Annotated in this window: 24 protein-coding genes and 5 tRNA genes; 21 read left to right on the plus strand and 8 right to left on the minus strand. The window is 71.0% G+C overall.

Features of this window, described 5'->3' with window-relative positions; all coding sequences use genetic code 11:
• Nucleotides 1-24: 24 nt before the first annotated feature.
• Both FSW06_RS01170 and FSW06_RS01175 read left to right on the plus strand, forming a co-directional pair.
• The gene (locus tag FSW06_RS01170) at nucleotides 25-705 is read left to right on the plus strand and encodes an exonuclease domain-containing protein (RefSeq protein ID WP_010119102.1); all 681 of its coding nucleotides are present in this window, start codon (nucleotides 25-27) and stop codon (nucleotides 703-705) included.
• Between the two features lie 126 nt (nucleotides 706-831).
• Nucleotides 832-1,638 (plus strand): fumarylacetoacetate hydrolase family protein, encoded by an 807-nt coding sequence (locus FSW06_RS01175; RefSeq protein ID WP_010119101.1) that lies wholly within the window; start codon nucleotides 832-834, stop codon nucleotides 1,636-1,638.
• A gap of 224 nt (nucleotides 1,639-1,862) precedes the next feature.
• Here FSW06_RS01175 and FSW06_RS01180 read toward each other — a convergent pair whose 3' ends face one another.
• From FSW06_RS01180 to FSW06_RS01190, 3 genes are all read right to left on the minus strand, one after another.
• Entirely contained in the window at nucleotides 1,863-2,138 is a 276-nt protein-coding gene (locus FSW06_RS01180) for a hypothetical protein (RefSeq protein ID WP_010119099.1), read from the minus strand.
• Nucleotides 2,139-2,474: 336 nt separating this feature from the next.
• A complete protein-coding gene (locus FSW06_RS01185; protein WP_029448957.1) occupies nucleotides 2,475-3,629 on the minus strand; it encodes an isochorismate synthase in 1,155 nt (384 codons plus the stop codon).
• A 13-nt stretch (nucleotides 3,630-3,642) separates the two neighbouring features.
• Complete coding sequence (locus FSW06_RS01190) at nucleotides 3,643-4,404, minus strand: SDR family oxidoreductase (protein WP_010119095.1); 762 nt, start codon at nucleotides 4,402-4,404, stop codon at nucleotides 3,643-3,645.
• Between the two features lie 186 nt (nucleotides 4,405-4,590).
• Here FSW06_RS01190 and FSW06_RS01195 point away from each other — a divergent pair, with 186 nt between their 5' ends.
• The 7 genes from FSW06_RS01195 (at nucleotide 4,591) to FSW06_RS01225 (ending at nucleotide 8,379) form a co-directional block, all read left to right on the plus strand.
• On the plus strand, nucleotides 4,591-5,361 hold the full coding sequence (locus FSW06_RS01195) for a TIM barrel protein (RefSeq protein ID WP_010119088.1): 771 nt from the start codon (nucleotides 4,591-4,593) through the stop codon (nucleotides 5,359-5,361).
• A 10-nt stretch (nucleotides 5,362-5,371) separates the two neighbouring features.
• Nucleotides 5,372-6,865, plus strand: a complete 1,494-nt coding sequence (gene gltX / locus FSW06_RS01200; RefSeq protein ID WP_010119086.1) for a glutamate--tRNA ligase — start codon at nucleotides 5,372-5,374, stop codon at nucleotides 6,863-6,865.
• Between the two features lie 125 nt (nucleotides 6,866-6,990).
• Nucleotides 6,991-7,062: transfer RNA gene (locus FSW06_RS01205), tRNA-Gln, on the plus strand.
• Nucleotides 7,063-7,086: 24 nt separating this feature from the next.
• Nucleotides 7,087-7,162: transfer RNA gene (locus FSW06_RS01210), tRNA-Glu, on the plus strand.
• A gap of 27 nt (nucleotides 7,163-7,189) precedes the next feature.
• Nucleotides 7,190-7,261 (plus strand) — tRNA-Gln (locus FSW06_RS01215).
• Between the two features lie 24 nt (nucleotides 7,262-7,285).
• Nucleotides 7,286-7,358 (plus strand) — tRNA-Glu (locus FSW06_RS01220).
• A gap of 205 nt (nucleotides 7,359-7,563) precedes the next feature.
• Complete coding sequence (locus tag FSW06_RS01225; RefSeq protein WP_010119083.1) at nucleotides 7,564-8,379, plus strand: histidine phosphatase family protein; 816 nt, start codon at nucleotides 7,564-7,566, stop codon at nucleotides 8,377-8,379.
• Here the strand turns inward: FSW06_RS01225 and FSW06_RS01230 are convergent.
• Nucleotides 8,363-9,406 carry a winged helix DNA-binding domain-containing protein gene (locus FSW06_RS01230; RefSeq protein ID WP_010119080.1) on the minus strand — a complete coding sequence of 348 codons (1,044 nt, stop codon included), beginning with the start codon at nucleotides 9,404-9,406 and terminating at the stop codon, nucleotides 8,363-8,365. The two genes, FSW06_RS01225 and FSW06_RS01230, sit on opposite strands and share 17 nt — an antisense overlap.
• A 122-nt stretch (nucleotides 9,407-9,528) precedes the next feature.
• Here FSW06_RS01230 and FSW06_RS01235 point away from each other — a divergent pair.
• Nucleotides 9,529-9,604, plus strand: a tRNA-Glu gene (locus FSW06_RS01235).
• Nucleotides 9,605-10,006: 402 nt separating this feature from the next.
• Here FSW06_RS01235 and FSW06_RS01240 read toward each other — a convergent pair.
• Complete coding sequence (locus FSW06_RS01240) at nucleotides 10,007-10,732, minus strand: IclR family transcriptional regulator (RefSeq protein ID WP_010119078.1); 726 nt, start codon at nucleotides 10,730-10,732, stop codon at nucleotides 10,007-10,009.
• Between the two features lie 112 nt (nucleotides 10,733-10,844).
• Here FSW06_RS01240 and leuC point away from each other — a divergent pair, with 112 nt between their 5' ends.
• Both leuC and leuD read left to right on the plus strand, forming a co-directional pair.
• Nucleotides 10,845-12,311 (plus strand): 3-isopropylmalate dehydratase large subunit, encoded by a 1,467-nt coding sequence (gene leuC, locus FSW06_RS01245; protein WP_010119077.1) that lies wholly within the window; start codon nucleotides 10,845-10,847, stop codon nucleotides 12,309-12,311.
• A 15-nt stretch (nucleotides 12,312-12,326) separates the two neighbouring features.
• Nucleotides 12,327-12,914 carry a 3-isopropylmalate dehydratase small subunit gene (gene leuD, locus FSW06_RS01250; RefSeq protein ID WP_010119076.1) on the plus strand — a complete coding sequence of 196 codons (588 nt, stop codon included), beginning with the start codon at nucleotides 12,327-12,329 and terminating at the stop codon, nucleotides 12,912-12,914.
• A 10-nt stretch (nucleotides 12,915-12,924) separates the two neighbouring features.
• Here the strand turns inward: leuD and FSW06_RS01255 are convergent, their stop codons facing one another.
• On the minus strand, nucleotides 12,925-13,968 hold the full coding sequence (locus FSW06_RS01255; RefSeq protein WP_010119075.1) for an NUDIX hydrolase: 1,044 nt from the start codon (nucleotides 13,966-13,968) through the stop codon (nucleotides 12,925-12,927).
• Between the two features lie 122 nt (nucleotides 13,969-14,090).
• Between FSW06_RS01255 and FSW06_RS01260 the strand changes: the two genes are divergently transcribed.
• Both FSW06_RS01260 and FSW06_RS01265 read left to right on the plus strand, forming a co-directional pair.
• Nucleotides 14,091-15,104 carry an NAD(P)H-dependent glycerol-3-phosphate dehydrogenase gene (locus FSW06_RS01260; protein WP_040429895.1) on the plus strand — a complete coding sequence of 338 codons (1,014 nt, stop codon included), beginning with the start codon at nucleotides 14,091-14,093 and terminating at the stop codon, nucleotides 15,102-15,104.
• A 34-nt stretch (nucleotides 15,105-15,138) separates the two neighbouring features.
• The gene (locus FSW06_RS01265) at nucleotides 15,139-16,227 is read left to right on the plus strand and encodes a D-alanine--D-alanine ligase family protein (RefSeq protein WP_010119073.1); all 1,089 of its coding nucleotides are present in this window, start codon (nucleotides 15,139-15,141) and stop codon (nucleotides 16,225-16,227) included.
• A gap of 75 nt (nucleotides 16,228-16,302) precedes the next feature.
• Here the strand turns inward: FSW06_RS01265 and FSW06_RS01270 are convergent, their stop codons facing one another.
• Nucleotides 16,303-17,319, minus strand: coding sequence for a DUF3515 domain-containing protein (locus FSW06_RS01270; protein WP_010119072.1), 1,017 nt, complete (start codon nucleotides 17,317-17,319; stop codon nucleotides 16,303-16,305).
• 58 nt (nucleotides 17,320-17,377) lie between these two features.
• On the opposite strand from FSW06_RS01270, the gene FSW06_RS01275 reads away from it, so the two are divergent.
• The 6 genes from FSW06_RS01275 to rsmD all read left to right on the plus strand — a co-directional run bounded on the left by FSW06_RS01275 (nucleotide 17,378) and on the right by rsmD (nucleotide 23,710).
• Nucleotides 17,378-18,379 (plus strand): thiamine-phosphate kinase, encoded by a 1,002-nt coding sequence (locus FSW06_RS01275; protein ID WP_029448948.1) that lies wholly within the window; start codon nucleotides 17,378-17,380, stop codon nucleotides 18,377-18,379.
• Nucleotides 18,376-19,080 (plus strand): uracil-DNA glycosylase, encoded by a 705-nt coding sequence (locus FSW06_RS01280; RefSeq protein WP_010119069.1) that lies wholly within the window; start codon nucleotides 18,376-18,378, stop codon nucleotides 19,078-19,080. Before FSW06_RS01275 ends, FSW06_RS01280 begins: the two co-directional genes overlap by 4 nt.
• Complete coding sequence (locus FSW06_RS01285; RefSeq protein WP_010119068.1) at nucleotides 19,081-20,595, plus strand: DAK2 domain-containing protein; 1,515 nt, start codon at nucleotides 19,081-19,083, stop codon at nucleotides 20,593-20,595. It abuts the gene before it with no gap.
• Entirely contained in the window at nucleotides 20,596-22,848 is a 2,253-nt protein-coding gene (locus FSW06_RS01290; RefSeq protein WP_010119067.1) for an ATP-dependent DNA helicase RecG, read from the plus strand. It abuts the gene before it with no gap.
• A gap of 77 nt (nucleotides 22,849-22,925) precedes the next feature.
• The gene (locus FSW06_RS01295; RefSeq protein WP_010119066.1) at nucleotides 22,926-23,141 is read left to right on the plus strand and encodes an acyl-CoA carboxylase biotin carboxyl carrier protein subunit; all 216 of its coding nucleotides are present in this window, start codon (nucleotides 22,926-22,928) and stop codon (nucleotides 23,139-23,141) included.
• Nucleotides 23,138-23,710: a 16S rRNA (guanine(966)-N(2))-methyltransferase RsmD gene (rsmD, locus tag FSW06_RS01300; RefSeq protein ID WP_010119065.1), complete on the plus strand. Its 573-nt coding sequence runs from the start codon at nucleotides 23,138-23,140 to the stop codon at nucleotides 23,708-23,710. The genes FSW06_RS01295 and rsmD overlap by 4 nt, the downstream gene beginning before the upstream one ends.
• 19 nt (nucleotides 23,711-23,729) lie before the next feature.
• Here rsmD and FSW06_RS01305 read toward each other — a convergent pair whose 3' ends face one another.
• Nucleotides 23,730-24,086, minus strand: a complete 357-nt coding sequence (locus FSW06_RS01305; protein ID WP_139024387.1) for a hypothetical protein — start codon at nucleotides 24,084-24,086, stop codon at nucleotides 23,730-23,732.
• Between the two features lie 36 nt (nucleotides 24,087-24,122).
• On the opposite strand from FSW06_RS01305, the gene coaD reads away from it, so the two are divergent.
• Entirely contained in the window at nucleotides 24,123-24,614 is a 492-nt protein-coding gene (gene coaD, locus FSW06_RS01310) for a pantetheine-phosphate adenylyltransferase (RefSeq protein WP_029448925.1), read from the plus strand.
• Nucleotides 24,615-24,745: the final 131 nt, after the last annotated feature.

Below are 24,745 nucleotides of genomic sequence, written 5' to 3' on the forward strand. Positions count from 1 at the left end.
GTGGGGACGGACGAGGTGGGGCCGATGAGATGGGGCAGAGACCGCCGCGCCACCGCCGCGGCGAAGGCCACCGGCGCACTCGGGAATTTCTACCGGACGCCCGCGCCCGACCCGGAGACCGGGCTGGCGGACCTGCCGCTGCTCGCCGTCGACGTCGAGACCACCGGCCTGGACCCGCGGCGCGACCGGCTGCTCTCCATCGGGTGGGTCCCCGTCGACGGGCGGCACATCACCCTCGCCGGCGCCCGGGAACTCGTCCTCACCGGACAGACCGGACCGGCCGGGGTGGGGCAGTCCGCCACGCTCCACGGCCTGACCGACGACGCCCTGGCCGGCGGCGTGCCCGTCGAGGAGGCGCTGGGTGAACTGCTCACGGCACTGTCCGGCCGGGCGCTGCTCGCGCACTTCGCCGACATCGAGACCGGGTTCCTGTCGGTGGCCTGCCGTCGGGCGTTCGGGGCGCGCCTCGAGGTGCCGACCGTCGACACCCTCGAACTCGAACGCCGCCACATGGAGCGGATGGCCACCCTGCCGCGCGGCGAGGATCTCCGGCTGCCGCGGGTACGGTCCCGCTACGGGCTGCCCGACTACCGCAGTCACCGCGCGGTGACCGACGCCCAGGCGTGCGCGGAACTCTATCTCGCACTCACCGAACCGGAGCCGGGACGCCGCGAGTACCGGACGCTGGGGGAGCTGCGGACCTGACAGGGGTGAGGGGCCGGAGCTGTACGCTGCGACGACGGGGGTGATGGTTTTGGTCACGCAGCGAACGCTGCTATGTCGAGGGGTGATGCCCGCGGGCACAGGGTGCCCTCTGTAATGTGGGGCACCATGCGAATCTCCAGAATTGCCCACCCGGAAGGGATGTCCTTCGTCGTCGTGGAGGGCGGCGAGGCGGACGGTGCCGGTGCCACCTGCTGCGAGATCAAGGGCCACCCCTTCGGCGAGCCGGAGTACACCGGCCGCACCTGGCCCCTGGCCGACGTCCGTCTGCTGTCCCCGATCCTGCCCTCCAAGGTCGTCGCGGTCGGACGCAACTACGCCGACCACGTCAAGGAGGTGTTCAGCAAGTCCGCCGAGCACCTGCCGCCGACGATCTTCATCAAGCCGCCGACAGCCGTCGTCGGCCCGGGTGCCCCGATCCGGATCCCGGAGTGGGCCACCCGTGTCGAGTTCGAGGGCGAGCTCGCCATCGTCATCGGCCGGCCCTGCAAGGACGTCAAGCGGGAGGACTGGAAGTCCGTCGTCCGCGGCTTCACCATCGTCAACGACGTCTCGTCGCGCGACCTGCAGTTCTCCGACGGCCAGTGGGCGCGGGCCAAGGGCCTGGACAGCTTCTGCCCGCTCGGCCCCTGGATCGAGACCGACCTCGACTTCGCCGAGCTCGACAACCTGCCGATCAAGGCGCACCTCACCCACGACGGGGTGACCGAGACCAAGCAGGACTCGAACTCCAACCAGATGATCAAGGCAGTCCCGGAGATCGTCGAGTGGATCTCCTCCGCCTTCACCCTGCTGCCCGGCGACGTCATCTGCACCGGTTCCCCCGCGGGCACCGCCGAGATGGTCCCCGGCGACTCGATCGACGTCGAGATCCCCGGCATCGGCCACCTGGTCAACCCGGTCGAGCGCTACTAGTACCGGCCGGTACCGGCCGGTACCGGTTGGTACCAGCCGGCACCAGCCGGCACCAGCCGGCACCGACCCCGCCGGTCGAGACAGGAAACCGGGCCCGTCACATGTCCCTCATGACATGACGGGCCCGGTTCCCTGTGCCGTGCGCGCACCGGTGCACCTGGCTGTGGGCCGGGGCGGATGTGTGTGGCTGCCCCGGCCACTCAGCGCCGCTCAGTGGCGTCCGCTCAGAACGGCAGCTCCGGCAGCTTGATGTCCAGGGCGTTGCCCAGACCGATGCCCGCGGTGATCAGACCGATGACCGTGGTGATGTGGGAAATCGTGTCGAATTCGTCGTCGCCGACGAACGAACCGAGGATTCCGTCCTGGTCCGTCAGGCTCGACAGGATGTCGCCGCCGCCCTGGCCGCCCTCGCTGGAACCCTCGGCGTTGGCGACACCGGCGCCGGCGAAGGTGACGGCGCCGACGGTGGCGACGGCGAGCAGGCTCTTCTTGATCTTCATCGGGTACTTCCTTTTCAGGTCAGAATGCCCCGGCGGCTCACCGGAGCCGCGGAACCTTCAGTGGTCGCCGGCCCCGTTGCCGGAGCGCATGGAGATGCACCGACCATGATCTTCGCCGCCCGTCCGGAACGTCGACTACGGGTACCGCGGGTGTATCCGCCGGTCAGCCCGTCACCGTCTCTGACCTCGGACGGTGCGGTCCGGCCGGGGGGAACGAGACCTGCTGCATGTCTGCCCGACGGGACCGGAAACACTTCTACAAGGATATTAAGATAAGCGTCACATCAGTATCCATTAAATGTCCGGCGCTGTGAACTCGCCACGATCTCAGGGAAATCAGACGGTCCGCATCGCCAACGGGACATTCAGCGCCCGCAGTGCCGTCTGCAGCTTCGCCGTCGTCTCCGTGGTCTCCGCCGCCGCCGAGGAACTCGCGATGATCCCGCCGCCCGCCCAGCAGCGGGCGATCGTCCCGGCGACCTCCGCGCAGCGGATCGAGACCATGTACTCGCCGTCGCCGTCGGAATCGCACCAGCCGACGAAACCCGCGTAGAAGTCCCGCGGCTCCTCCACCTCCTCGATGATGCCCAGCGCGGCATCCGTCGGCGTCCCGCCGACCGCCGGAGTCGGGTGCAGCATCAGCGCGAGATCCAGCGCAGAGGGCGCGGTACCGTCCGCACCGACCGTCAGCGTGCCGGTGATGTGGGTGGCCAGGTGCCACATCTCGTTGGTCTGCACCAGCTCGGGGGAGTCCGGCACACTGAGCTCGTCGCACACCGCACTGAGGATCCGCCGGTAGTGGTCGGTGACCCACCGGTGCTCGCTGAGGTCCTTGACCGAATCCTGCAGGGCCCGGCCGGTGGCCATGTCCTTCTCCAGATCGGACTGCCGGGCCGCCGACCCCGCCAACGGCAGCGCCTCGACGGTCCGGCCGCGCCGGCGCACCAGCATCTCGGGGGACGAGCCGACGAACATCGTGTCCCGGTCATCGGACCGGCCCGTCGCCCCCAGATCGACCGCGAAGCCCTCCCGGTGGGCGGACAGGTCGATCATCCGCGCCGCGATGAGCAGCGGATCGACCTCGTCGGCGTACTCCACGTCCACCGCCCGGGCCAGCACGACCTTGTCCAGCACCGTGTTCTGCATCGTCGCGATCGCCGACTCGACGGTCGCCTGATGCTCCTCCGGCGTCGTCAACGGGGAGACTCCGACGACCTCCATGAGGTCGGCGGCGTCCTGCCCCCGGTAGTGCGCGGGCGGCTCCAGCGGGCCCTCGTCCCGGATGACCGACTCGGGGGCCATGAGGGCGGCCCGGTTGGCCGTGTCGAACGGTACCGCGCCGACGACCAGACGCACCTCACCGTTGCGCAGCGCGGTCGCCGCCTCGAAGGGGTCCGGGTAGGACGCCTTCATCCCCTGGGTACGGATGCTCCCCGACGGGCGGGACAGGAGAAAGTCGGGGGCCGTCGCCGGACGGTCGTCATAGCTCACAGGTCCACCGTACTCAGCCCCGGCCGAGGTACGGCATTCCGGCGGCGGTCACGGTCACCGCGTCCACACTGACACCCGCCGGCAGTTCGGCGACGGTGGTCAGCAGACGTGCGGCATCGTCGGCACTGAACATCGGTTCGGCGCCGGTGAAGGTGCCGAGCAGGTCCGTCCGGGCATTGCCGATGTCCAGCTCGGTGGCCGTGATCCCGCAGTCCCGCCCGTCCAGGGCCGTCGAGACCGTCAGGGAGGCCACCGCCGCCTTGGAGGCGGCATAGGCCGCGGCCTGCGCCCGCGGGGCGTGGGCGGCGATCGACCCGTTGTTGATGATCCGGCCGCCACCGTGGCCGGCCATCCAGGCGAAGACGGCTCGGGTGCACAGGAACGTGCCGAGCGTGTTGGTGCGCAGCGTGGCCTCGAATGCGACGGGGTCCACCGTGTCGAGCCGGCCGGTGGGGCCGGGCGTGCCGGCGTTGTTGACGAGCAGGTCGAGACGACCGTAGCGGCCGGTCACCTCGGCGAGGGCCGCGGCGACCGAGGATTCGTCGGTGACATCGCAGACCGTGGTGTGGTCGGCGGTGCCGGACGCCGTGAGCTCGGCGAGGGTGGCCGCGGTCCGCCCCCAGCCGACGACGGTCCACCCGGCGTCGGTGAGCGCGGCGCAGAAGGCGCGGCCCAGACCTCCGGCGGCGCCGGTGACGACCGCGACTCTCGTTGTCGGGGTGCCGGGATCGGTGATGTGGTCAGTGGCGGCGGATGACGGGTCCGGGGTGCTCATGGGGTCGATCGTAGAGTGTGGCGGCCGGTGAGGTGGCCCCGATGCGCGCATCGCGCGACGGGAGGATGGTCGGACCCCACCCGGACCATCCCCACGTCGCGCGATGCGGACATCCGTGCTGCCGGGTGGTCGACCGGGGGGCGGACCCGTCACACATGACCCGCCGGACCCGCCATACTGGTGCCCATGACCTCCGACTGGGACCGCCCCGACCCCGACCGGCTCTGCACCGCCGTCAACTGCTCGATCGGCCGCCCGGCCGGTGACCCCGACCTCGGCCGCGCACGGCAGCTCGGACTCGACCGCATCGAACTGTGGTGGCCGTGGACCACCCCGGAGCCGACCGACGACCAGGTCGACGAGCTCGTCGGGGAACTGAAACGGCGCGGACTCACCCTCGTCGCCCTGAACTTCTGGGGCGGGGACACCGCCGGCGGCGAGCGGGGCGTCCTCGACGTCGAGGATCTCAGCGCCCGCCATCTGGACGCACACGCCCGCCTCGCCGGCAAAACCGGTGCCGACAGGTTCAACCTGCTGGTCGGCCGGGGCGGGCGGACAATCACCACCGCCCAACGTGACCGGATCGCCCGGGTGGCAGACTCGGTGACCGGCCGCGGACTCGGCACCGTGCTCCTCGAACCGAGCCGCAGCCCGGGGGAGGGGCCGGCGGACTATCCGCTGCAGACCTTCGACGACGTCTACGACGTGCTGTTCTCCACGGCCGGAACCGGGCTGCTCGTGGACTTCTGGCACCTCGCCGGGACCGAGGGTACGGCGGGGATCGGGACCTGGCTGGAGCGCATCACGGCGTCCCGCCAGCTGCCGTCCCACGTCCAGATCGCCGACGACCCGGGCCGCGGCGCCCCGGGCACCGGACACCTGCCGGTGGGCGAGTGGGTGGCGGGCCTGCATGCGGCCGGTTACACCGGCGATGTCGCGGGGGAGTGGGTGTGGTGAAATAGGGGTTATGAGTGACATTCGCGTCCGATTCTGTCCGTCGCCGACCGGGACCCCGCACGTCGGCATGGTCCGTACCGCACTGTTCAACTGGGCCTGGGCCCGCCACACCGGTGGCACGCTCGTCTTCCGTATCGAGGACACCGACGCCGCCCGGGACTCGGAGGAGTCCTACCAGGCCATCGTCGACTCGCTGAACTGGCTCGGCCTGAGCTGGGACGAGGGCATCGACCCGGTCGGCGGCCCCTACGGCCCGTACCGCCAGTCGCAGCGCATGGACATCTACGCCGATGTCCTGCAGAAGCTCAAGGACGCCGGGGAGGTCTACCCCGCCTACTCCACCGCCGAGGAGGTCGAGGAGCGCCACAAGGCCGCCGGGGAGGACCCGAAGCTCGGCTACGACAACTACGACCGCGACCTCACCGACGAGCAGATCGCCGCGTTCGAGGCCGAGGGCCGTAAGCCGGTGTGGCGGCTGCGGATGCCGGCACGCACCTGGACCTGGAACGACCTGGTCCGCGGCGAGGTCAGCGTGGAGGGCTCCACCCTGCCGGACTTCGTCGTGGCCCGCTCCAACGGTGCCCCGCTGTACACCCTGGTCAACCCGGTGGACGACGCGATGATGAAGATCACCCACGTACTGCGCGGCGAGGACCTGCTGCCGTCCACCCCGCGTCAGCTGGCGCTGTACGAGGCGCTGCAGCGCATCGGTGTCGCCGAGTTCACCCCGGAGTTCGGCCACCTGCCGTTCGTCATGGGCGAGGGCAACAAGAAGCTGTCCAAGCGTGACCCGGAGTCCAACCTGTTCAACCACCGGGACGCCGGCATCATCCCCGAGGGCATGATCAACTACCTGTCGCTGCTGGGCTGGTCCCTGTCCGCGGACCAGGACATCTTCAGCGTCGACGAGCTCGTCGCCAACTTCGACATCGCCGACGTGAAGCCGAACCCGGCCCGCTTCGACCAGAAGAAGCTGGAGGCGATCAACGCCGACCACATCCGGCTGCTGGACCCGGCGGACTTCGCGACCCGGCTGCGGACCTACCTGGAGGAGTACAGGGACTTCCCGGCGGACTACCCGGCCGACAAGTTCGCGGTCGCCGCCGACCTGGTGCAGACCCGCATCAAGGTCCTCGGCGACGCGGACGGGCTGCTGCGCTTCCTCATCACCGCGGACGCCGACCTGGAGCTCAACCCGAAGGCGGCGAAGAAGAACCTCAAGGAGGACGCCGTCGCGGTTCTCGACGCCGCCCTCGAGGAGCTCGAGGCGCTCGGGGAGGACGAGTGGGTCACCGCCACGATCGAGGAGAAGCTGTCCGGCCGGCTCATCGGGTCGATGGAGCTGAAGCCGCGGAAGGCCTACGGTGCGCTGCGCGTCGCCGTCTCCGGTGAGATGGTCTCCCCGCCGCTGTTCGAGTCGATGGAGCTGCTGGGCCGTGAGTCGACGCTTGCGCGGCTGCGTGCGGCCCGTGCGGTCACCCCGTTCGTCGCGCCGGAGCAGTAGCGGAGCAGTGACAGGGCACTGCCTACCTGCGGGTTTGCGCCGCTGAGCGGCGCGGGCCTATAGTAGTCCCCGTTGCACGGCAGGGGGCACCGGTTTTCGGAGGCTCCCCTCACCGTCGTAATGATTGGCCTATGGTGTAATTGGCAACACAGCGGTTTCTGGTACCGCCATTCTAGGTTCGAGTCCTGGTAGGCCAGCTGAAAAGCTGGAAAGTTTTTCATGCTCCGTTCGTCTAGCGGCCTAGGACGCTGGCCTCTCACGCCGGTAACACGGGTTCAAATCCCGTACGGAGTACCATGCATGTCTTCTGACGTGCAGTTTGATTGGCCTATGGTGTAATTGGCAACACAGCGGTTTCTGGTACCGCCATTCTAGGTTCGAGTCCTGGTAGGCCAGCTGAAAAGCTGGAAAGTTTTTCATGCTCCGCTCGTCTAGCGGCCTAGGACGCTGGCCTCTCACGCCGGTAACACGGGTTCAAATCCCGTGCGGAGTACAACAGGGACAAGGCCCCGCACCGATCTTCCGGTGCGGGGCTCGTCGCATGCGCGGACAGCGGGGGCCCCGGACCTCGTCCGGCGTGTGGCCCCGATACTGCACTCCCTGTCACCGCCCGGCCGACGACAACGGTGCTGGGCAGTGCAGTATCTTCTGTTCACCGCCGTCACCCTCCGCATGCCCGGGTGGCTACGCTGGGCAGCATGATGCCGAAGAACCTCATCCTCGTCCGGCACGGCCAGAGTGAGGCCAATGTGATCCAGACCCACGACAAGCACGGGGACCAGGCGCTCTACACCGAGGAAGCCATGCTCGTCCCCGACCGCTCGTGGCGGTTGACGGAGACCGGCGTGGCCCAGGCGCGGACCGCCGGGGCATGGATCCGGACCCATGTGCCGTCCTTCGACCGCTGCATCACCTCCCCGTACATCCGCACCCGGGAAACCGCCGCGAACCTCGGCATCCCCGGTGCGCGGTGGGAGGAGAACCGGGTGGTGCGGGAACGCTCGTGGGGTGAGATCTCGCCGCTGCCCAGGAAAGTCTTCGAGGAGCAGTACGCCCACAATGCGATGCTGAAGCACAATGACCCGCTGTACTGGGCGCCACCGGCGGGGGAGTCGGTCGCCAATGTCGCGGAGAACCGCGTCCGGAACCTGCTGTCCACCCTGCACCGGGAGAGCGCGGACCAGGACGTGCTCGTCGCCACCCACGGTGAGTTCATCTGGGCGACCCGGCTGGTGCTGGAGCGCTGGAGCGACGAGGAGTTCCTGCGCTACGACAAAGACCCGGCGATGAAGCTGCACAACTGCGTGGTGATCCACTACACCCGCATCGACCCGTCGACCGGGGAGGAGGCCCGCAAGATCCGCTGGGTGCGGCGGGCCTACCCGGAGCGCGTCGACGGGCAGTGGCGGATGAGCGTCGACGACTGGTACGAGTTCGACCGCCGCTACCTCAGCGGGGACGACCTGCTGGCGCTGGCCGAGGAACAGTCGAGGATCCTCACCACCGACCGGTGACCGTCCCGGCGTGGACGGTGACGGGCCGGAAGATACCGTTCTTCGTCGCCACCTCGGCGAAAACCGCCGGACTGACGATGTCGGAGCGGTCGGCGTAGGCCAGCAGGTATTCGTCGAACCCGGGCAGGCGCAGCGGCGGGGCGTCAGGGGAGACCGCGGCGGCGAGTTCACCGGGCGTCACGTCGGCCTGCCAGTCGGCGAGGTACAGGGTGCGGCCGTCGTCGGCGGTACGGGCGATCACCGTGCCGGTGGCGAGCGCGAGGACGGCGGCCTGTTTTGCGTCGGTGCGCGTCAGCCCGGCCCACCACGCGAAATCGGCTGTGGTCGCCGGGCCCCGGGAGTGGAAGTAGCGGACGCCGAGTTCGCGCAGGGCGTCCTGTCCGGTGAGCTCCACCGGGTCGGTGACCACGGCATCGTGCAGCACGAACGTGTCCCCGTCGGCGGGGGCGCCCTGGATGATGTCGCCCTCCCCGCCGAAGTGGCGGAGCAGGTGCGGCCCGCGTCCGCCGTCGGGGTCCACCCCGGCGGTGCGGAAGACGTCGTAGCACTGTGTGCGGGTGAGCGTGGCGCCGGCCGGGAGGGCGGCGAGGGCGGTGAGCAGCGCCTCCCGGCAGCGGTCGACGTCGTCGTCGGTGAGCCCGACCCGGCCGCGGCGCTGCGCGGAGGCGCGCTGGACCCGCGGGCTGCACAGCCGGGTGATCCACCGGACGTCGCGGGCCGGCAGCAGGTGGTGTGTGCCGCGCTGTGACCAGCTGCGGACGATACCGGCGGCGGCGAGGTCGGCGGGGGAGACGGTGCCGGGGTCGGCGTACACGTCGGTGCCGAGGCGCAGGGCGAGGGCGTCCCGTCCGGCGGCGGCGTTCTGGTCCTGGACGGCGGTCATCCAGGACGCCGCCCCGGCCAGGTCGGTGGGGGTGGGGCGGGCTGCGGCGGGGGCGAGGAGCTGGGCGATGAGCCGGCGGGCGCGGAGGTCGGCTGACCCGGTGGTGTCGGTTGTGCCGGTGGATCCGGTGGTGTCGGCGGTCATGGCGACAGGGTACGCGGTCTGGCTGTGGACGACGCGCTACCAGGCGATTAGGTGGGTCCGTGCGGCTCGTATACACTTCTCCCCGTTGCACAGCGCGGCTCCGGCCGGGTTGGGTGGAACATGCTCCGTTCGTCTAGCGGCCTAGGACGCTGGCCTCTCACGCCGGTAACACGGGTTCAAATCCCGTACGGAGTACCAGAAGGAAACCCCGCACCTGAATGATCAGGTGCGGGGTTTCCGCATGTGTCTGGCGGGGCCGGTGATGCGGCGCCGGGGGTGCGTGGGTGCGGTCGTCGTCCGCCCCATGCCGTCGGTGTACCGAGCTGACCCGGTTCGGGCGATTCGGTCCCCCGGAAACGGTGGAACCGGGTCAACTGGCTCCGGGTGTGCGTCGACAGGGTGGCCCGGCGGAGGAAAACCACCCTGTCGACGGACACCCGGAAGGGCTGTCCCGCGGGCAGGGTCAGGCAGGGGCAGGCAGGGTCAGGCAGGGGCAGGCAGGGGGCCGACCAAGGTCAGCTGGGGTTGCCAGGGTCCGCGATGTGGCGCCGGCAGCGGCCGTCGGCGTGCCACCCGGACGCAGCTGCGCGGGCGCCACAGCTACCGCAGGTGGGCCTCCAGCTCCGCGGCGGCGTCCTGCAGCGCTTCCCGGTGCAGAGCGGCGGGGGAGGGGCCCATCCGGTCGACCGGGCCGGAGATCGACAGTGCTGCGATGACCCCCGTGGCGTCCCGCACCGGGACTGAGGCGCTGGCCAGCACCGGTTCGCGCTCGCCGATCGATTCCGCGACCCGGGCCATGCGGACCTTCTCCAGGTCCGCGGCGGAATACACCGAGTGCTCCAGGACCGAGGCCTGGAACGCCGGCGGGGCATAGGCGACGAGCACCTTGGCCGCGGACCCGGCGGTGAGCGTCATCCGGGAACCGACCGGGACCGTGTCCCGCAGACCCAGCGGCGGTTCGGCGGTCGCCACGCAGATCCGCTCATTGCCGGAGAGCTTGTAGAGCTGGACGGATTCGCCGGTGCGCTTGACCAGGTTGGGCAGCACGAACTCGGCGGCCTCGTCGAGCCGGGCCGAGGACTTCGGGGCGAGCTCGGCGAGGGCGGGGCCGGCGGTCCACTGACCGTCGTCGAGCCGGGTGACCATACGGTGCTTCTCCAGCGCCACGGCGATACGGTGGGCGGTGGCGCGGGGGAGACCGGTGGTCTCGCAGAGTTCGGAGAGGCTGTGCGGGCGCCGGGCCACGATGCCGAGGATGAGCAAGGCGCGGTCGAGCACCTGGATACCGCTGGTGACGGGCGCAGGGGCGTCGGAGGTGTTTCCCATAATCTGATACTATACATTCCATTCCGTGGAACTGTCACGGAGGTCCGGGGATGACGACCCGGCCCCGCGGCAGCGCACGGCCGACCCTGTCAGCACCGAGGAGAGAAGGCCCGTGAACGCTGTGACACAGCAGAACCGGCAGCAGGAGGACGCGGCGGCGGTGACCACGCCACGCACCCTCGCCCAGAAAGTCTGGGACGACCACGTCGTGAAGAAGGGGGAGAACGGGGAACCCGACCTCATCTACATCGACCTCCACCTCATCCATGAGGTGACCAGCCCCCAGGCCTTCGACGGCCTGCGCCAGGCGGGACGCCCCGTCCGGCGCCCCGACCTCACCCTGGGCACCGAGGACCACAACGTCCCCACCATCGGCGTCCACAGCGGCAACCTGCTGGAGATCGAGGACAAGGTCTCCCGCACCCAGGTCGAGACGCTGCGGAAGAACTGCGCCGAATTCGGCGTGGAACTGCACCCCATGGGCGACGCCGACCAGGGCATCGTCCACACCGTCGGCCCTCAGCTCGGCGCCAGCCAGCCCGGCATGACCATCGTCTGCGGCGACTCGCACACCTCCACCCACGGCGCCTTCGGCTCCATCGGCATGGGCATCGGCACCAGTGAGGTCGAGCACGTCCTGGCCACCCAGACCCTGTCGCTGCGCCCGTTCAAGACGATGGCCATCGAGGTCAGCGGCCAGCTGCAGCCGGGAGTCACCGCCAAGGACCTCATCCTCGCCATCATCGCGAAGATCGGCACCGGCGGCGCCCAGGGCCACATCATCGAGTACCGCGGCGAGGCGATCCGCAACCTGTCCATGGAGGGCCGGCTGACGGTCTGCAACATGAGCATCGAGGCCGGCGCCCGCGCCGGCATGATCGCCCCCGACGACACGACCTTCGACTACCTGAAGGGACGCCGCTTCGCGCCCACCGGGCAGGACTGGGACGATGCGGTCGCCTACTGGCGCTCCCTGGCCACCGACGAGGGGGCCGAATACGACACGGTCGTGGAGATCGACGGATCCGCGCTGACCCCCTTCGTCACCTGGGGCACCAACCCCTCCCAGGGGCTGCCGCTGTCGGGGTCGGTGCCCGACCCGCTCGACATCACCGACGAGACCGAACGTGTCGCCGCCGAAGCCGCCCTGGAGTACATGGGGCTGGCACCGGGCACCCCGCTGCGCGACATTGAGGTGGACACCGTCTTCCTCGGCTCCTGCACCAACAGTCGCATCGAGGACCTGCGCGCCGCCGCGGAGGTCCTCCGGGGCCGCACGGTCGCCGACGGCGTCCGGATGATGGTCGTGCCCTCGTCTACGAGGGTGAAGATGCAGGCCGAGGAGGAGGGGCTGGATCAGATCTTCCTCGGGGCGGGCGCCGAATGGCGTACCGCCGGCTGCTCGATGTGCCTGGGGATGAACCCCGACCAGCTCGACCCGGGCGAGCGCTCGGCCTCGACCTCCAACCGCAACTTCGAGGGACGCCAGGGCAAGGGCGGTCGCACCCACCTGGTCTCCCCGCCCGTCGCCGCCGCCACCGCCGTGCTGGGGCACTTCGCCTCACCCGCGGACCTGTAGAGAGAGGAGAGCACCATGAAGGCCTTCACCACCCACACCGGGGTCGCGCTGCCGCTGAAGCGGTCCAACGTGGACACCGACCAGATCGTCCCCGCCGAATACCTCAAGCTCGTCACGAAGACCGGCTTCGAGTCCGGCCTGTTCAAGTCCTGGCGGACCGACCCTGCGTTCATCCTCAACCAGGCGCCCTACGTGCACTCCTCGGTGCTCGTCGCCGGCCCCGACTTCGGCACCGGATCCTCCCGCGAGCACGCGGTTTGGGCGCTGCTGGACTACGGCTTCCGGGTCGTGTTCTCCCCGCGCTTCGGTGACATCTTCCGCGGCAACACCGCCAAGAACGGCCTGCTCGCCGGCATCATGCCGGAGGAGCAGATCGAACTGATCTGGAAACTGCTGGAGCAGCAGCCCGGTGCGGAGATGACCGTCGACCTCGAGTCCCGCACCGCGACCCTCGGCGAGCACGTCTTCCCCTTCGAGGTCGACGACGACACCCGCTGGCGCCTGCTCAACGGTCTCGACGACATCGGCATCACCCTGCAGGACGAGGACGCCATCGCCGCCTACGAGGCGACGCGCCCCTCCTTCAAGCCGGTGATCCGCTGACCCCGTCCGGTCACTTCACCGGCAGCGGGGAGGCCAGGTAGTCCGCGCCGAGCAGCTGCTCGTTCTCGGCGACGTGCAGCACCCACACCGACGCCTTCTTCGCCCGGAAGTCGTCGATCTCGAAGCCGGCGTCCGCCGCGAGCCCCTGGACGACCGCGGGGATCGCATCGCCCTGGGAGGCGACGACACTGACCTTCGCCGAACACGCCTTCGCCAGCGACTCGATCGCGGTGCGGGGGGAGAACTCCAGGACGGCGTCCCCCAGATTGGGGTCGGTGACGACCTCGAGGCCGAGCGCGTCGGCCAGCGGGGAGACCGTGTCCACGCACCGCTCGGGCAGCGCCGCGGCGACCGACCCGGGCCGGTAGGCGGCGAGCGCCGGAACCAGCGACTCCGCCTGCCGCCGGCCCTTCCTCGTCAGCGGGCGCAGCTGGTCGTCGCCCTGCCAGCCGCGGCGGTCGGCGGCCTTGGCGTGGCGGACATAGAGCACCCGGCGGACCGCACCCCGGCCCAGGGCGTCCAGCGCCGCGTCGATGACCTCGCGGTCGGCGGCGTAACTGACGATGTCGCGGGCGGCGGCGGGGGAGAGCCAGCGCAGTTCCTCCACCTCGTCGGTGTCCTCCGGGACGGCGGCGGAACGGTCGGTGACCTCGGCGGTCCAGTAGTAGACGACCTTGGTGGATTTGCCGACCGGATAGTGGACGTAGCCGAGCAGCCACCCGAGGGCGGGCGAGTAGCCGGTCTCCTCCCGGATCTCCCGGGCGGCGGTCTGCGGCAGATTCTCACCCTTGTCGACCTTGCCCTTGGGCAGCGACCAGTCGTCGTAGCGGGGCCGGTGGATGACCGCGATCTCGATCGCCGCCGGGTCAGCGGTCTCCGGGCTGGCGGGATCCCGCCCGTCGCCGGTCCGGCGCCAGAGCACCGCACCGGCGGCGAAGGTGGGATTCTCGAACTCGTCGCCGGGGGCGCTGCCGATGCGGGCGACCGGGGCGTGTTCGAAGGACCGGGAGGCGATGGAGGTGGAGAGGTCGCCGGTGCCGGAATGTGAGATCACAATGGAAACCTTCCTGTGCCGCCCGACACCATCACCGGGTTCGGTCCACGGCGGCGGGCGCGTCTGGTTCAATAGTCTGAAGTACCGGGGTACATCGTACCAACGAGAGGAGAACGGGCAGTATGGCAAGTCCTGGCAGCAACAGCCGCGTCGCCGTGATGGGGGCAGGGTCGTGGGGGACGACGGTGGCGAAGATCGCCGCGGACGCCGGTTGCCCCGTCACCCTCTGGGCGCGCCGCCCCGAGGTCGCCGAGGAGATCAACGCCGGCGGCAACGCCCGCTACCTGCCCGACATCACGCTGCCGGACTCGCTGCGGGCCACCAGTGACCCCGCCACCGCCCTCACCGGCGCCGACATCGTCTTCCTCGGCATCCCCTCCCAGTCCATGCGCGACAACCTCGGCGGCTGGCGCGACCTCATCGGGCCGGACGCCACGCTCGTCAGCCTCACCAAGGGCATCGAACATTCCAGCCGGCGCCGCATGAGCCAGGTCATCGCCGACGTGGCGGGGGTCGACGAGGACCGGGTGGCGGTGCTCTCCGGACCCAACCTCGCCTACGAGGTCGCCCAGCGCCAGCCCGCCGCCACCGTCGTGGCGTGCCGCGACGCCGAGCGGGCCGTGGCCGTGCAGACCGCGGTCGCCGCACCCTACTTCCGGCCGTACACCAACGACGACGTCATCGGCTGCGAGATCGCCGGCGCCTGCAAGAACGTCATCGCCCTGGCCTGCGGGATGGCGGCGGGCAAGGGGATGGGCTACAACTCCACCGCCACGGTCATCACCCGCGGCCTCGCCGAAATCACCCGGCTCGTCGTCGCACTCGGCGGTCAGGAACGCACCATGGCCGGGCTCGCCGGCCTCGGGGACCTCGTGGCGACCTGCAACTCGCCGCTGTCGCGCAACCGCACCTTCGGCGAGCGGCTGGGCCGCGGTGAGACCCTCGACCAGGCGCGGCAGTCGACCCGTGGCCAGGTCGCCGAGGGCGTGATCTCCTCGATCTCCATCGCCGAGATCGCCGCCGACCACGGGGTGGACATGCCGATCACCCGGGCCGTCGTCGAGGTCTGCCACCACGGCGGCAGCGTGGGCGAGGCGATCCGGGCGCTGCTGGGGCGCACCCGCAAGGCGGAGTGAACCGGGGGTCGGGTCACCGCTACACTTGGCCCCTGTGACTGACAAGCCTGTCTCCCCAGCCCCCCGTACCCGCGTCGCCGTCCTCTACGGGGGACACAGCGACGAACACAGCGTCTCCTGCATCTCCGCCGCCGCGGTGATCGGGCACCTCGACCCGGAGCGTTACGAGGTGGTGCCCGTCGGCATCACGGAAAACGGCCGGTGGGTCAAGGGCACGACCGACACCGACAAGCTCACCGCACACGGCCGGGAACTGCCCACCGTCGGCGGCGGCCGGTCGGTGCACCTCACTCTCGGCGGGGAGGCGAAGGAGTTCCGCTTCGACGACGGCTCCCTCTACGCCGCCGTCGACGTCGTCTTCCCGGTGCTCCACGGCCGGGACGGTGAGGACGGGACCGTCCAGGGGCTGCTGGAGCTCGCCGGGGTGCCCTACGTCGGCAACGGGGTGCTGGCCTCCGCGGCCTGCATGGACAAGGAGTACACCAAGCTCATCGCCCGGGCGTCCGGTATCCCGGTCGGGGACGAGGTCGTCCTCACCGAGCGGCGCGAACTCACCGCCGCCGAGCACGAGCAGCTGGGACTGCCGGTCTTCGTCAAGCCCGCCCGCGGCGGCTCGTCGATCGGCATCACCAAGGTCAGTGACTGGGACGCGCTGCCCGCCGCCCTGGACCTGGCCTTCGACCACGATTCCAAGGTCCTCGTCGAGGCCATGCTCCACGGTGTGGAGGTCGAGTGCGGGGTGCTGCAGTACCCCGACGGGACCGTCCACGCCTCCCACCCGTCCCTGCTCAAGGGCACCGAGGACGGTCCGGAGGGGTTCTACGGTTTCGACACCAAGTACCTCGACGACATCATCAGCTACGAGATCCCCGCCCCGCTGCCCGACGGTCAGGCGGACGCCGTGCGCCGCTGGGCGGTGGAGACTTTCCGGGCGCTGGGCTGCGAGGGGCTGGCCCGGGTCGACTTCTTCGTCACCGAGGACGGTCCGGTGCTCAACGAGCCGAACACCATGCCGGGGTTCACCCCCATCAGCATGTACCCGAAGATGTTCGAGGCCTCCGGGGTGGCCTACCCCGAACTGCTCGACATCCTCATCGCCCGGGCGCTCGCACCGCGCGCCTAGCGGAACACCCCGGGGACGCCGGGTGTGCGAACCGAGGTGTCGGTCGGACTCAGAGTCGGGGGCAGGGGAGGGACGCTATTCGCCGGTCTTCCGGAAGGACCCGGCGATCTGCTCACTGACCTGGGTGAGCACCTGGTTCCCCGCGTCGGTCGGCAGGGAGACTGCGACGGTGGGGGCGTAGCCGAGGGCGTACCACACACCCGCCGTGGACCCCTGCGCCAGTGCAGTGTCCTCGAACCAGGGGACGTCGTTGATCTGGGTCAGCCGGGCACCGGCCTGATAGGAGTCAGACAGCCGGACGCCGCAGCGCACCACCACCGGCTCCAGGCCGGGGGCGGTCCAGGCCGCGGCACGGTCGGGCAGGTCGGCAGCGCGCGGGTCATCGGCGGCGATCCGCCGGTAGTCGCCGAACCCGTCGGGCAGGCCGTCGAGCAGTCCGGTGCACCGGTCGGCTGCGGCACCTGAGGCGGCGTCCTGCCGCAGGTCGGTGAGGGGGACCGGGGCGGGGGCGGGGGCGTCCGCACCGTCGGTGTGTCCGGCGAGGGCGGTGCCGAACCCGGTGAGGGCGGCCGCGTCATCGGCGCCGTGGGATCCGGTGACGGCGACGACGGGGGAGACGCCCACGGAGTACCAGGTCGTGAGGTCGGAGCCGGGGGTGGCGTCGGTGACCTGCAGCCACTCGACGCCGCCGTGCCCGGTGGTCTCGCTGAGCACCGAGTACTGCGCCGGGAGGTTCACCCCGCAGCGCACCGTCAGTTCCGTCCCGCCGGAATCCCGGTAGGCCGCCGTCCCGGCCGGGGCGGGGTCCGCCACATCGACCGACCGGTAGTCGGAGGTCCGGTCGGGCAGGGCGCCGACGACGTCGGCGCAGGTCTGCGAATCCGCGGCGGGGGAGTCCACCGGACCCATCGCGACGGCGGTGTAGACATTGCGGTCGACGAGGATCTTCGCCCCGCCGAGCACGGCCGCGACGAAGACGAGGGCGATCACCAGGGCGAGCACCGCCCGGCGGTTCACCCCCCGTCGCCCGGTGGCGCCGTCCTGTCCGGTGGTGCTGCTACCCTGATCGGAGACTTCGGAACCGTTCGACATGGCTCCGATACTACGGTCCGCCGTAGCGACGACTGACGAGAGGACGCGGGCAACGCCGATGACAGGGACACGCACGGTGGCACAGGCCGGGGAGGCGGGGACCATCGCGGCCATCCGTGACGCGGCCCCCAGTTCGGTCAACGGCGACGATGCCGCTGTCCTGGACCCGGATCCGCCGAATTCCCGGCATGTCGCCTCCACCGATGTCCTCGTCGAGGACGAGCACTTCCGCTTCGACTGGTCGACCCCCTTCGAGGTGGGGGCGAAGGCCGTCACCCAGAATTTCGCCGACATCCAGGCGATGGGGGCCCGGCCGACCGCCGTGCTCATGTCCCTGGCGACCCCCGGTGACCTGCCGCTCGACATCGTCAGTGAGATTGCCCGCGGGATGGGGGCGACGGCGGCCCCGTGGGCCGTGGAACTTGTCGGCGGGGATGTCGTCCGCGCCCGCCAGCTGGTGATCTCGGTGACGGCGATCGGGGTGCTCTCCGGCCCGGACCGGGCCCTCACCGTCGACGGTGCCGAGGTCGGGCACACGGTCGTCGCCGGTGGGGTGATGGGGCACTCCGCCGCCGGCCAGGCACTGCTGGAGTACTTCGGCGGCCGGGCGAACGTGCCGGACGATCCGGTGCTCCAGGACCTGGTGCAGCGGCACTGTTCCCCGCAGCTCGTCGTCGGCCGGGGGTCGGTCGCACGCGCGGCGGAGATGGCGTCGATGACCGACAACTCCGACGGCCTCATCCACGACCTCACCACCCTGGCGCGCCGGTCCGGCGTCCGGATCAACCTCGACGGTGCGGCGCTGACCCCCGACGCGCAGCTCTACTACGCCGCCGAGGTCCTCGGCGTGGACCCGTGGCAGTGGGTCTTCACCGGCGGGGAGGACCACACCCTGGTCGGCACGACCGCCCACGAGCCGCCCGCCGGCTACCGGGCGATCGGCGAGGTCGTCGCCGTCGCCGACCCCGACGGTGCTGAGGGTACTGACGGCGCCGGCCTGCCGCCGGTCACCGTCGACGGCCAGATCCCCGCATTCAGCGGGGGGTGGGACTCGCTGTGAGCGACACCCAACGGCTCGCCGGGCGGATCCTCGCCACCGTGCACCCGACGTGGCGCCACGAACTGGAGACGGTCCGGGGCGTCTCACTGAGCGAGGCCGCCGAATGGGCCGCCGCCCGGATCACCGACGGGGAACAGGTCCTGCCCGCCCCGGAGAACATCTTCCGGGCGCTGAGCCGGCCCGCCGACGAGACGCGCGTGCTCATCCTCGGCCAGGACCCGTACCCCACCCCGGGCCACGCGGTCGGACTGTCCTTTTCCTCGGCGGCGACGACCCGGCCGCTGCCGAAGTCACTGCAGAACATCTACACCGAGTACGTCGACGACCTCGGTCTGCCGCGTCCGGAATCCGCCGATCTCACCCCGTGGACCCGGCACGGGGTGATGCTGCTCAACAGGGTGCTCACCGTCTGCGCCGGTGCCGCGGGCAGTCACCGCGGTATGGGCTGGGAGCAGGTCACCGGGGCTGTCGTCGACCATCTCTCCCGGCGTCCGGTCGCGGCGATCCTGTGGGGCCGGCAGGCCCAGGAGGTCGCCACGACGGTGGGGAAGCAGCGGTGCGTCCTGTCCCCGCACCCGTCACCGCTGTCGGCCTACCGCGGGTTCTTCGGCTCCCACCCGTTCACCCGCGCCAACCGGATCCTCGCCGACCAGGGTGTCGGCGAGGTGGACTGGTCCCTGGCCGACCAGGAGGTGGCGTAGGTGGCACCGCACAACGATCCGCGGGACGCCGGCCTGACCGGTGAACTCATCGCCGCGTGGGCGCGCCGGTCGGCTGAGCTGCTGCACCACCACCGCAGCGAGATCAACGGTCTCAACGTCTTCCCGATCCCGGATGCGGACACCGGGTCGAACATGACCGCCACGATGGAGTCCGCGGTCGCTGCGCTCGATGCGATGCAGCTGCCCGCCCCGCAGGACGCCGCCACCGTCGCCGCGGCCCTGGCCGCCGGGGCGGTGCGCGGTGCGCGGGGGAATTCCGGCATGGTGCTCAGCCAGATCCTCCGGGCGCTGGCCGAGACCGCCTCGATGTCACCGACCGGTGAGCTCAACGCGACCGCCGTGCCCACGATGCTCACCCGGGCCGAACGGCTCGTCTGCACCGCCATGTCCGATCCGGTGGAGGGCACGGTGATCACGGTGCTGCGCCGCGCCGCCGCCGGTGCCGCGGCCGTCGGACCGGACGCCCCGCTCGCCGTCGTGGCGGACGCCGCCCGGACGGCGGCCCAGGAGGCCCTCGCGGCGACGACGGACCAGCTCGACGCCCTGCGGGAGGCCGGTGTGGTCGATGCCGGCGGCCGGGGGCTCGTCGTCATCCTCGACGCGCTGCACGATGCGCTGGCCGGCACCGCCGCGGGGACGACGGATGCCGGGGCAGAGACCGGCGACGGGACCGGGTCGGGCACCGGCGACGGTGCCCCGGAACAGTGCGCGGTGACCGGGGCCGGCGCCGCCCTGGAGATCATGTTCACCTTCCGCGGCCCCGCCGACCGGCTGCGCACCGTCCTGGAGCGCAGCGGGGACAGCGTCATCGTCGTCGGTGACGGCGGTGGCGCCCACCGGGCACATGTCCACACCCGCAGCGCCGGTCCGCTGATCGAGGAGATCTTCGCCCTCGGTGAGGTCGGTGACCTGCGGCTGGAGGTTCTTCCCGAGTCCGGTGTGACGGAACACGACCGGGGCCGGAACCACCGGACCTCCCCGGTGTACGCGCTGGCGCCGGCCGGCGGCCCCCGGGAGATCTTCGCGCGGGCCGGGGCGACCGTCGGCGACCCGGCCGAGGTCCTGCCCGACGACCGGGTCAGCATCGTGCTGACCAACGGGCAGGAGACCGGGGCACTGCCGGCCGCGCTCGCCGCCGGCCTCACCGTGGTGGACACCGGCAGTCTCGTCGGCGGGCTCGCCGCCCTCGCCGTCTACAGTGCGTCCGCCGACGCGGAGGACAATGCCGAGGAGATGGCGGACGCCGTCTCCGCGCAGCGCAGTGCCGTCGTCCCCGGGTCGGCGGCGGACTCGACCGCCGACGCGGTCGTGGCGACCGCCGGTGACCTGCTCGCCGACGGCGGGGAACTGGTCACCGTCCTCTACGATCCGGCGCTGCCGGAGGAGAAGGGGGCCACGGTGCAGGAGTCGTTGGCGGCGTCCTGGCCCGGCGTGGAGGTCCACACCATCCCCGTGCCCGGTCTCGGCATGGTCGCGCAGGTGGGGGTGGAGTAGATGCTCGGCTGGGACGATCCACGGCCGCTGAGCCTGGTGGTCACGCCCGAGCGCGCCCGGACCCTGGCGGGCAAACCCGGGCTGGCGACGATGGGGGAGGCGCTGCTGAACTTCCCGGTCTCCTACGTCCACTCCAGCGCCACCGGCGCCTTCGCCGACCGGCACGGGGCGGAACCCGAGGAGGGCGACCAGCTGACCTGCCTCGCGGAGATCACCGACGCCCGGGTGCAGGACAACCGGGGCCGGCGCGGCCCCCGCGAGATCCTCACCTTCCACTTCGTCGTCGACGGGGTGGAGATGAGCTCCGCACTGTTCGGCAACGTCCGGCAGCACAGGCCGTTCATCCAGCCGGGCGCGAAGATGATGCTCTCCGGGAAGCTGGGCCTGTTCCGCGACCAGTGGCAGCTGAAGAACCCCAGCTACATCACCCTGCACCCCGCCCCGCTGCCGGAGGGGCGGCCCCGGACCGAGGCCGAGTACGAGGCGGCGTTCGGCGCCTTCGGCCCGCTGGCGACGATCGTCGAGGTCTCCGGCGGGATGCGGGCGGCCCAGCAGCTGCTGTCGAAGCCGTGGCTGCCGACCTACCGGCGGCGTCCCGGCACCAGCTCCGCGGAGGTCATGGCGGTGACCGGCCAGGTGCTGGCCGCGATGGGCAGCCCCTCGGAGATGCTGCCGCACCATCCCGGGGCGCCGGCCTGGCCACGGATGTGGGGCGGGCCGCTCATCGATTTCGCCACCGCGCTCCACGACGTCCACCAGCCGCCGGAGGAGGGGCCGGACGCCGCCCGGACCCGCCTGAAATTCAACGAGGCACTGGGCCTGCAGCTGGTCATGGCGCTGCGTCGGGCGGAGACGACCGTCCGGCTCGCACGCCCCGTCGTGCCGGTCCGCCCCGGTTCCGCCTATGCCGCGCTGATCTCCCGGCTGCCGTTCACCCTCACCGCCACCCAGGACAGTGCCCTGGAGAAGATCGGCGACGCGATGGAGGGCAACGACCCGACCGCACCGACCGCGCCGATGAGCATGCTGCTGCAGGGCGACGTGGGTTCCGGCAAGACGGTCGTCGCGCTGCTGGCGATGCTGCGGGTGGTGGACTCCGGCGGCCAGTGCGCCTTCCTCGCCCCGACCGAGGTGCTCGCCACCCAGCACGCCGAGACCCTCACCCGCCTGCTCGACGGCACCGGGGTGACGGTCACCCTGCTCACCGGCTCGCAGCGCGCCGCCGCCCGCAAGGCCGCGCTGCTCGACATCGTCGCGGGCACCGCCGACATCGTCATCGGTACGCACTCTGTCATCCAGGACTCGGTGGAGTTCTTCGACCTGGGGATGGTCGTCGTCGACGAGCAGCACCGGTTCGGCGTCCGGCAGCGCGACCGGCTGCGGGAGACCTCCCCGGTCGACCGGACGCCCCACCTGCTCGTCATGACCGCCACCCCGATCCCGCGCACCGTGGCGATGACGATGTTCGGCGACCTGGAGATCTGCACGCTCTCCGGATCACCGGCCGGCCGCGGGTCGGTGAAGTCCTTCGTCGTGCCGATGTGGAAACGCAGCTGGATCGACCGGGTGTGGGCGGTCATCCGGGAACAGGTCGCCGCCGGCCACCAGGCGTTCATCGTCGTGCCCCGCATCGACGGCGAGGGCGGGGTGGACGACGTCGCCGACCGGCTGTCGGCCGGGCCGCTGGCCGGCCTGCGCATCGGCCGGCTGCACGGCCGGATGGACGACAAGAACGAGGTCATGGCGGACCTCGCCGCCGGGGACCTCGACGTCCTCGTCGCCACGACCGTCATCGAGGTCGGGGTCGATGTGCCGGGGGCGACGGTGATGGCGGTGCTCGACGCCGAGAATTTCGGCGTCAGCCAGCTCCACCAGCTGCGCGGCCGGGTCGGCCGTGGCACAGCGGACTCCCTGTGCTTCCTGTGCACCACCGCGCTGCCCGCCGGGGATCCGGGGGCGACCCCCGGTTCCGCCCGCTCGTACCACCGGCTCGACCAGGTCGCGGCGACGACCGACGGATTCCGGCTGGCGGAACTGGACCTGCGGACCCGCACCGAAGGCGATGTCCTCGGGGAGGCGCAGTCCGGGGCACGGCTGCGCCGCACCACGCTGCTCGACCTGGTGGACGACGGGGAGATCATCGCCGAGGCCCGCCGGTACGCCGAGGACCTCGTCGACTATGACCCGGCGCTGGCCCGGGCCCTGGTCGCCGACATCGCCGGCGACGACCAGGAGTACATCGAACGCAGCTGAGTGCCCGGCCCTGACTCACGTCCCTGTCTCCCGGCCGGGTCGGTGGCGCGGGCACGGCCCCGATAGACTCGGTGGTCATGGACATCTACGCACCCTTCGCCGGGATCGTCAGGTTCGAGGTCGCCGACGGCCAGACCGTGGCCACCGGCGACCGCCTCGCCGTCGTCGAGGCGGTCAAGCTCGAGGCCCCGGTCGAGGCACCGGGGCCGGGGACCGTGCGCCGCGGGATCGTCGACGACTTCGCCGACGTCTCCGGCGGGGACGCCCTGCTGCGGATCGAGGCCCTGCCGTGACCCGCATCATCTCCGGCACCGCCCGCGGCCGCACCCTGAAGGTGCCCGACGAGGTCACCCGACCGACCTCCGACCGGGCGAGGGAGGGACTGTTCTCCTCCCTGCAGGTCCGCTTCGGTTTCGACGGTGAGATCGTCCTCGACCTGTTCGCCGGCTCCGGGGCACTCGGTCTGGAGGCGGCGTCCCGCGGGGCGGCGGATGTCACCCTCGTCGAGGCCGACCACCGGGCGTGCGCCACGATCACGAAGAACATCGCGACCGTCGGCCACCCGCACACCCGGGTGGTGGAGGCGAAGGCCTCCGCATTCCTGGCGAATGCGCCGCGCAACCACTACACGATGGTGCTCGCCGACCCGCCGTACGCACTGACCGACGAGGCGGTCGACGAGATGGTCGCCGCGCTGGTGCCCACGCTCGCCCCGGACGCCGTCGTCGTCGTGGAGCGCCACGTGGACTCCGCCGGAGTCGACTGGCCGGCGGGCTTCGAGCCGACCGGCCAGAAACTGAAGAAGCGCACCTTCGGCATCGCCCGGATGGACATGGCGATCTGGCGGGGCGCCGGGGCCTGAACAGGGCTCTGCACCTGCGTCACGGCCGGTCCCGTTCGTCGACCATCGCCGCCGGCAGCCGGCCCTTCGTCACCGTCACGGTGAGCTCCGGGTACCGGCGGGCCAGCTCCCGGTCGAGCTGCCCGGTGTAGGCCGACCAGGACGGCGTCCGGCGGCGCCACCGGTACCAGGAGACCCGGAGACCGTCGTCGACGGTCTCGACCTGGGCGCGGACGACGCGGCCGGGCCAGGCCGGGGAGGGGTCGGCGAGGAGCTCGCGGGCAGCGCGCCCGCTGCCGGGGCCGCTGAGGTGGACTGTCGCCGACCGGGTCGCCAGAGAGGCGACGAAATCGATGTCGAGCAGGGCGCTGAACGCGCCGCCGAGGATGTCCAGCATGCGGGCCAGGGTACCGGCGGGCATAGAATGTCCGTCATGCGAGTCTGCTGCCCCGGGTCCTTCGACCCCGTCACCAACGGCCACATCGACGTCTTCACCCGTGCCGCGCGGATGTTCGACGAGGTGACGGTGCTGGTCACCTACAACCCCAACAAGTCCGGCCTGTTCACCCCGCAGGAGCGGATCGACCTGATCCAGGGGGCGCTCGCCGAGCACGGCGGCCCCGAGGTGTCGAAGATCACCGTGGACACCTGGGACAGTCTGCTGGTCGACTACCTCTCCGACCATGAGATTCCTGCACTGGTGAAGGGGCTCCGCAGTTCCCTGGACTACGAGTACGAACTGCCGATGGCGCAGATGAACCAGCGGCTGACGGGGGTCGACACCTTCTTCCTGCTCACCGACCCGAAGTACGGGTACGTCTCCTCGTCGATCTGCAAGGAGGTCGCGAAGTACGGTGGCGACGTCCACGGGCTGCTGCCGGAGAACGTGGCGGACGCCGTCGCGGAGCGCTACCGCGCGGACTAGACGTCCGTCCCGGCGAGGTCGCGGAGACGACTAACGGGATGACGTGAACGGAGTCGCTCCGTGACGCATCCCGAGTCCGGCACCGACCCCGACGTCCGTGGAACGAACCGACGGGTCGATTTTTCTGTTCC

It is taken from the genome of Corynebacterium nuruki S6-4 (genome assembly GCF_007970465.1).
Lineage (GTDB): Bacteria > Actinomycetota > Actinomycetes > Mycobacteriales > Mycobacteriaceae > Corynebacterium > Corynebacterium nuruki.

Coding starts and splice junctions, on each gene's coding strand:
- FSW06_RS01180 (WP_010119099.1), bottom strand. CDS start 2,138: ATGAAGATCAAGAAGAGCCTGCTCGCCGTCGCCACCGTCGGCGCCGTC.
- FSW06_RS01275 (WP_029448948.1), top strand. CDS start 17,378: ATGACAGGGACACGCACGGTGGCACAGGCCGGGGAGGCGGGGACCATC.
- FSW06_RS01290 (WP_010119067.1), top strand. CDS start 20,596: ATGCTCGGCTGGGACGATCCACGGCCGCTGAGCCTGGTGGTCACGCCC.
- FSW06_RS01190 (WP_010119095.1), bottom strand. CDS start 4,404: ATGAGCACCCCGGACCCGTCATCCGCCGCCACTGACCACATCACCGAT.
- FSW06_RS01195 (WP_010119088.1), top strand. CDS start 4,591: ATGACCTCCGACTGGGACCGCCCCGACCCCGACCGGCTCTGCACCGCC.
- FSW06_RS01175 (WP_010119101.1), top strand. CDS start 832: ATGCGAATCTCCAGAATTGCCCACCCGGAAGGGATGTCCTTCGTCGTC.
- FSW06_RS01305 (WP_139024387.1), bottom strand. CDS start 24,086: ATGCTGGACATCCTCGGCGGCGCGTTCAGCGCCCTGCTCGACATCGAT.
- gltX (WP_010119086.1), top strand. CDS start 5,372: ATGAGTGACATTCGCGTCCGATTCTGTCCGTCGCCGACCGGGACCCCG.
- FSW06_RS01170 (WP_010119102.1), top strand. CDS start 25: ATGAGATGGGGCAGAGACCGCCGCGCCACCGCCGCGGCGAAGGCCACC.
- FSW06_RS01295 (WP_010119066.1), top strand. CDS start 22,926: ATGGACATCTACGCACCCTTCGCCGGGATCGTCAGGTTCGAGGTCGCC.
- coaD (WP_029448925.1), top strand. CDS start 24,123: ATGCGAGTCTGCTGCCCCGGGTCCTTCGACCCCGTCACCAACGGCCAC.
- FSW06_RS01225 (WP_010119083.1), top strand. CDS start 7,564: ATGATGCCGAAGAACCTCATCCTCGTCCGGCACGGCCAGAGTGAGGCC.
- FSW06_RS01270 (WP_010119072.1), bottom strand. CDS start 17,319: ATGTCGAACGGTTCCGAAGTCTCCGATCAGGGTAGCAGCACCACCGGA.
- FSW06_RS01230 (WP_010119080.1), bottom strand. CDS start 9,406: ATGACCGCCGACACCACCGGATCCACCGGCACAACCGACACCACCGGG.
- leuD (WP_010119076.1), top strand. CDS start 12,327: ATGAAGGCCTTCACCACCCACACCGGGGTCGCGCTGCCGCTGAAGCGG.
- FSW06_RS01240 (WP_010119078.1), bottom strand. CDS start 10,732: ATGGGAAACACCTCCGACGCCCCTGCGCCCGTCACCAGCGGTATCCAG.
- FSW06_RS01260 (WP_040429895.1), top strand. CDS start 14,091: ATGGCAAGTCCTGGCAGCAACAGCCGCGTCGCCGTGATGGGGGCAGGG.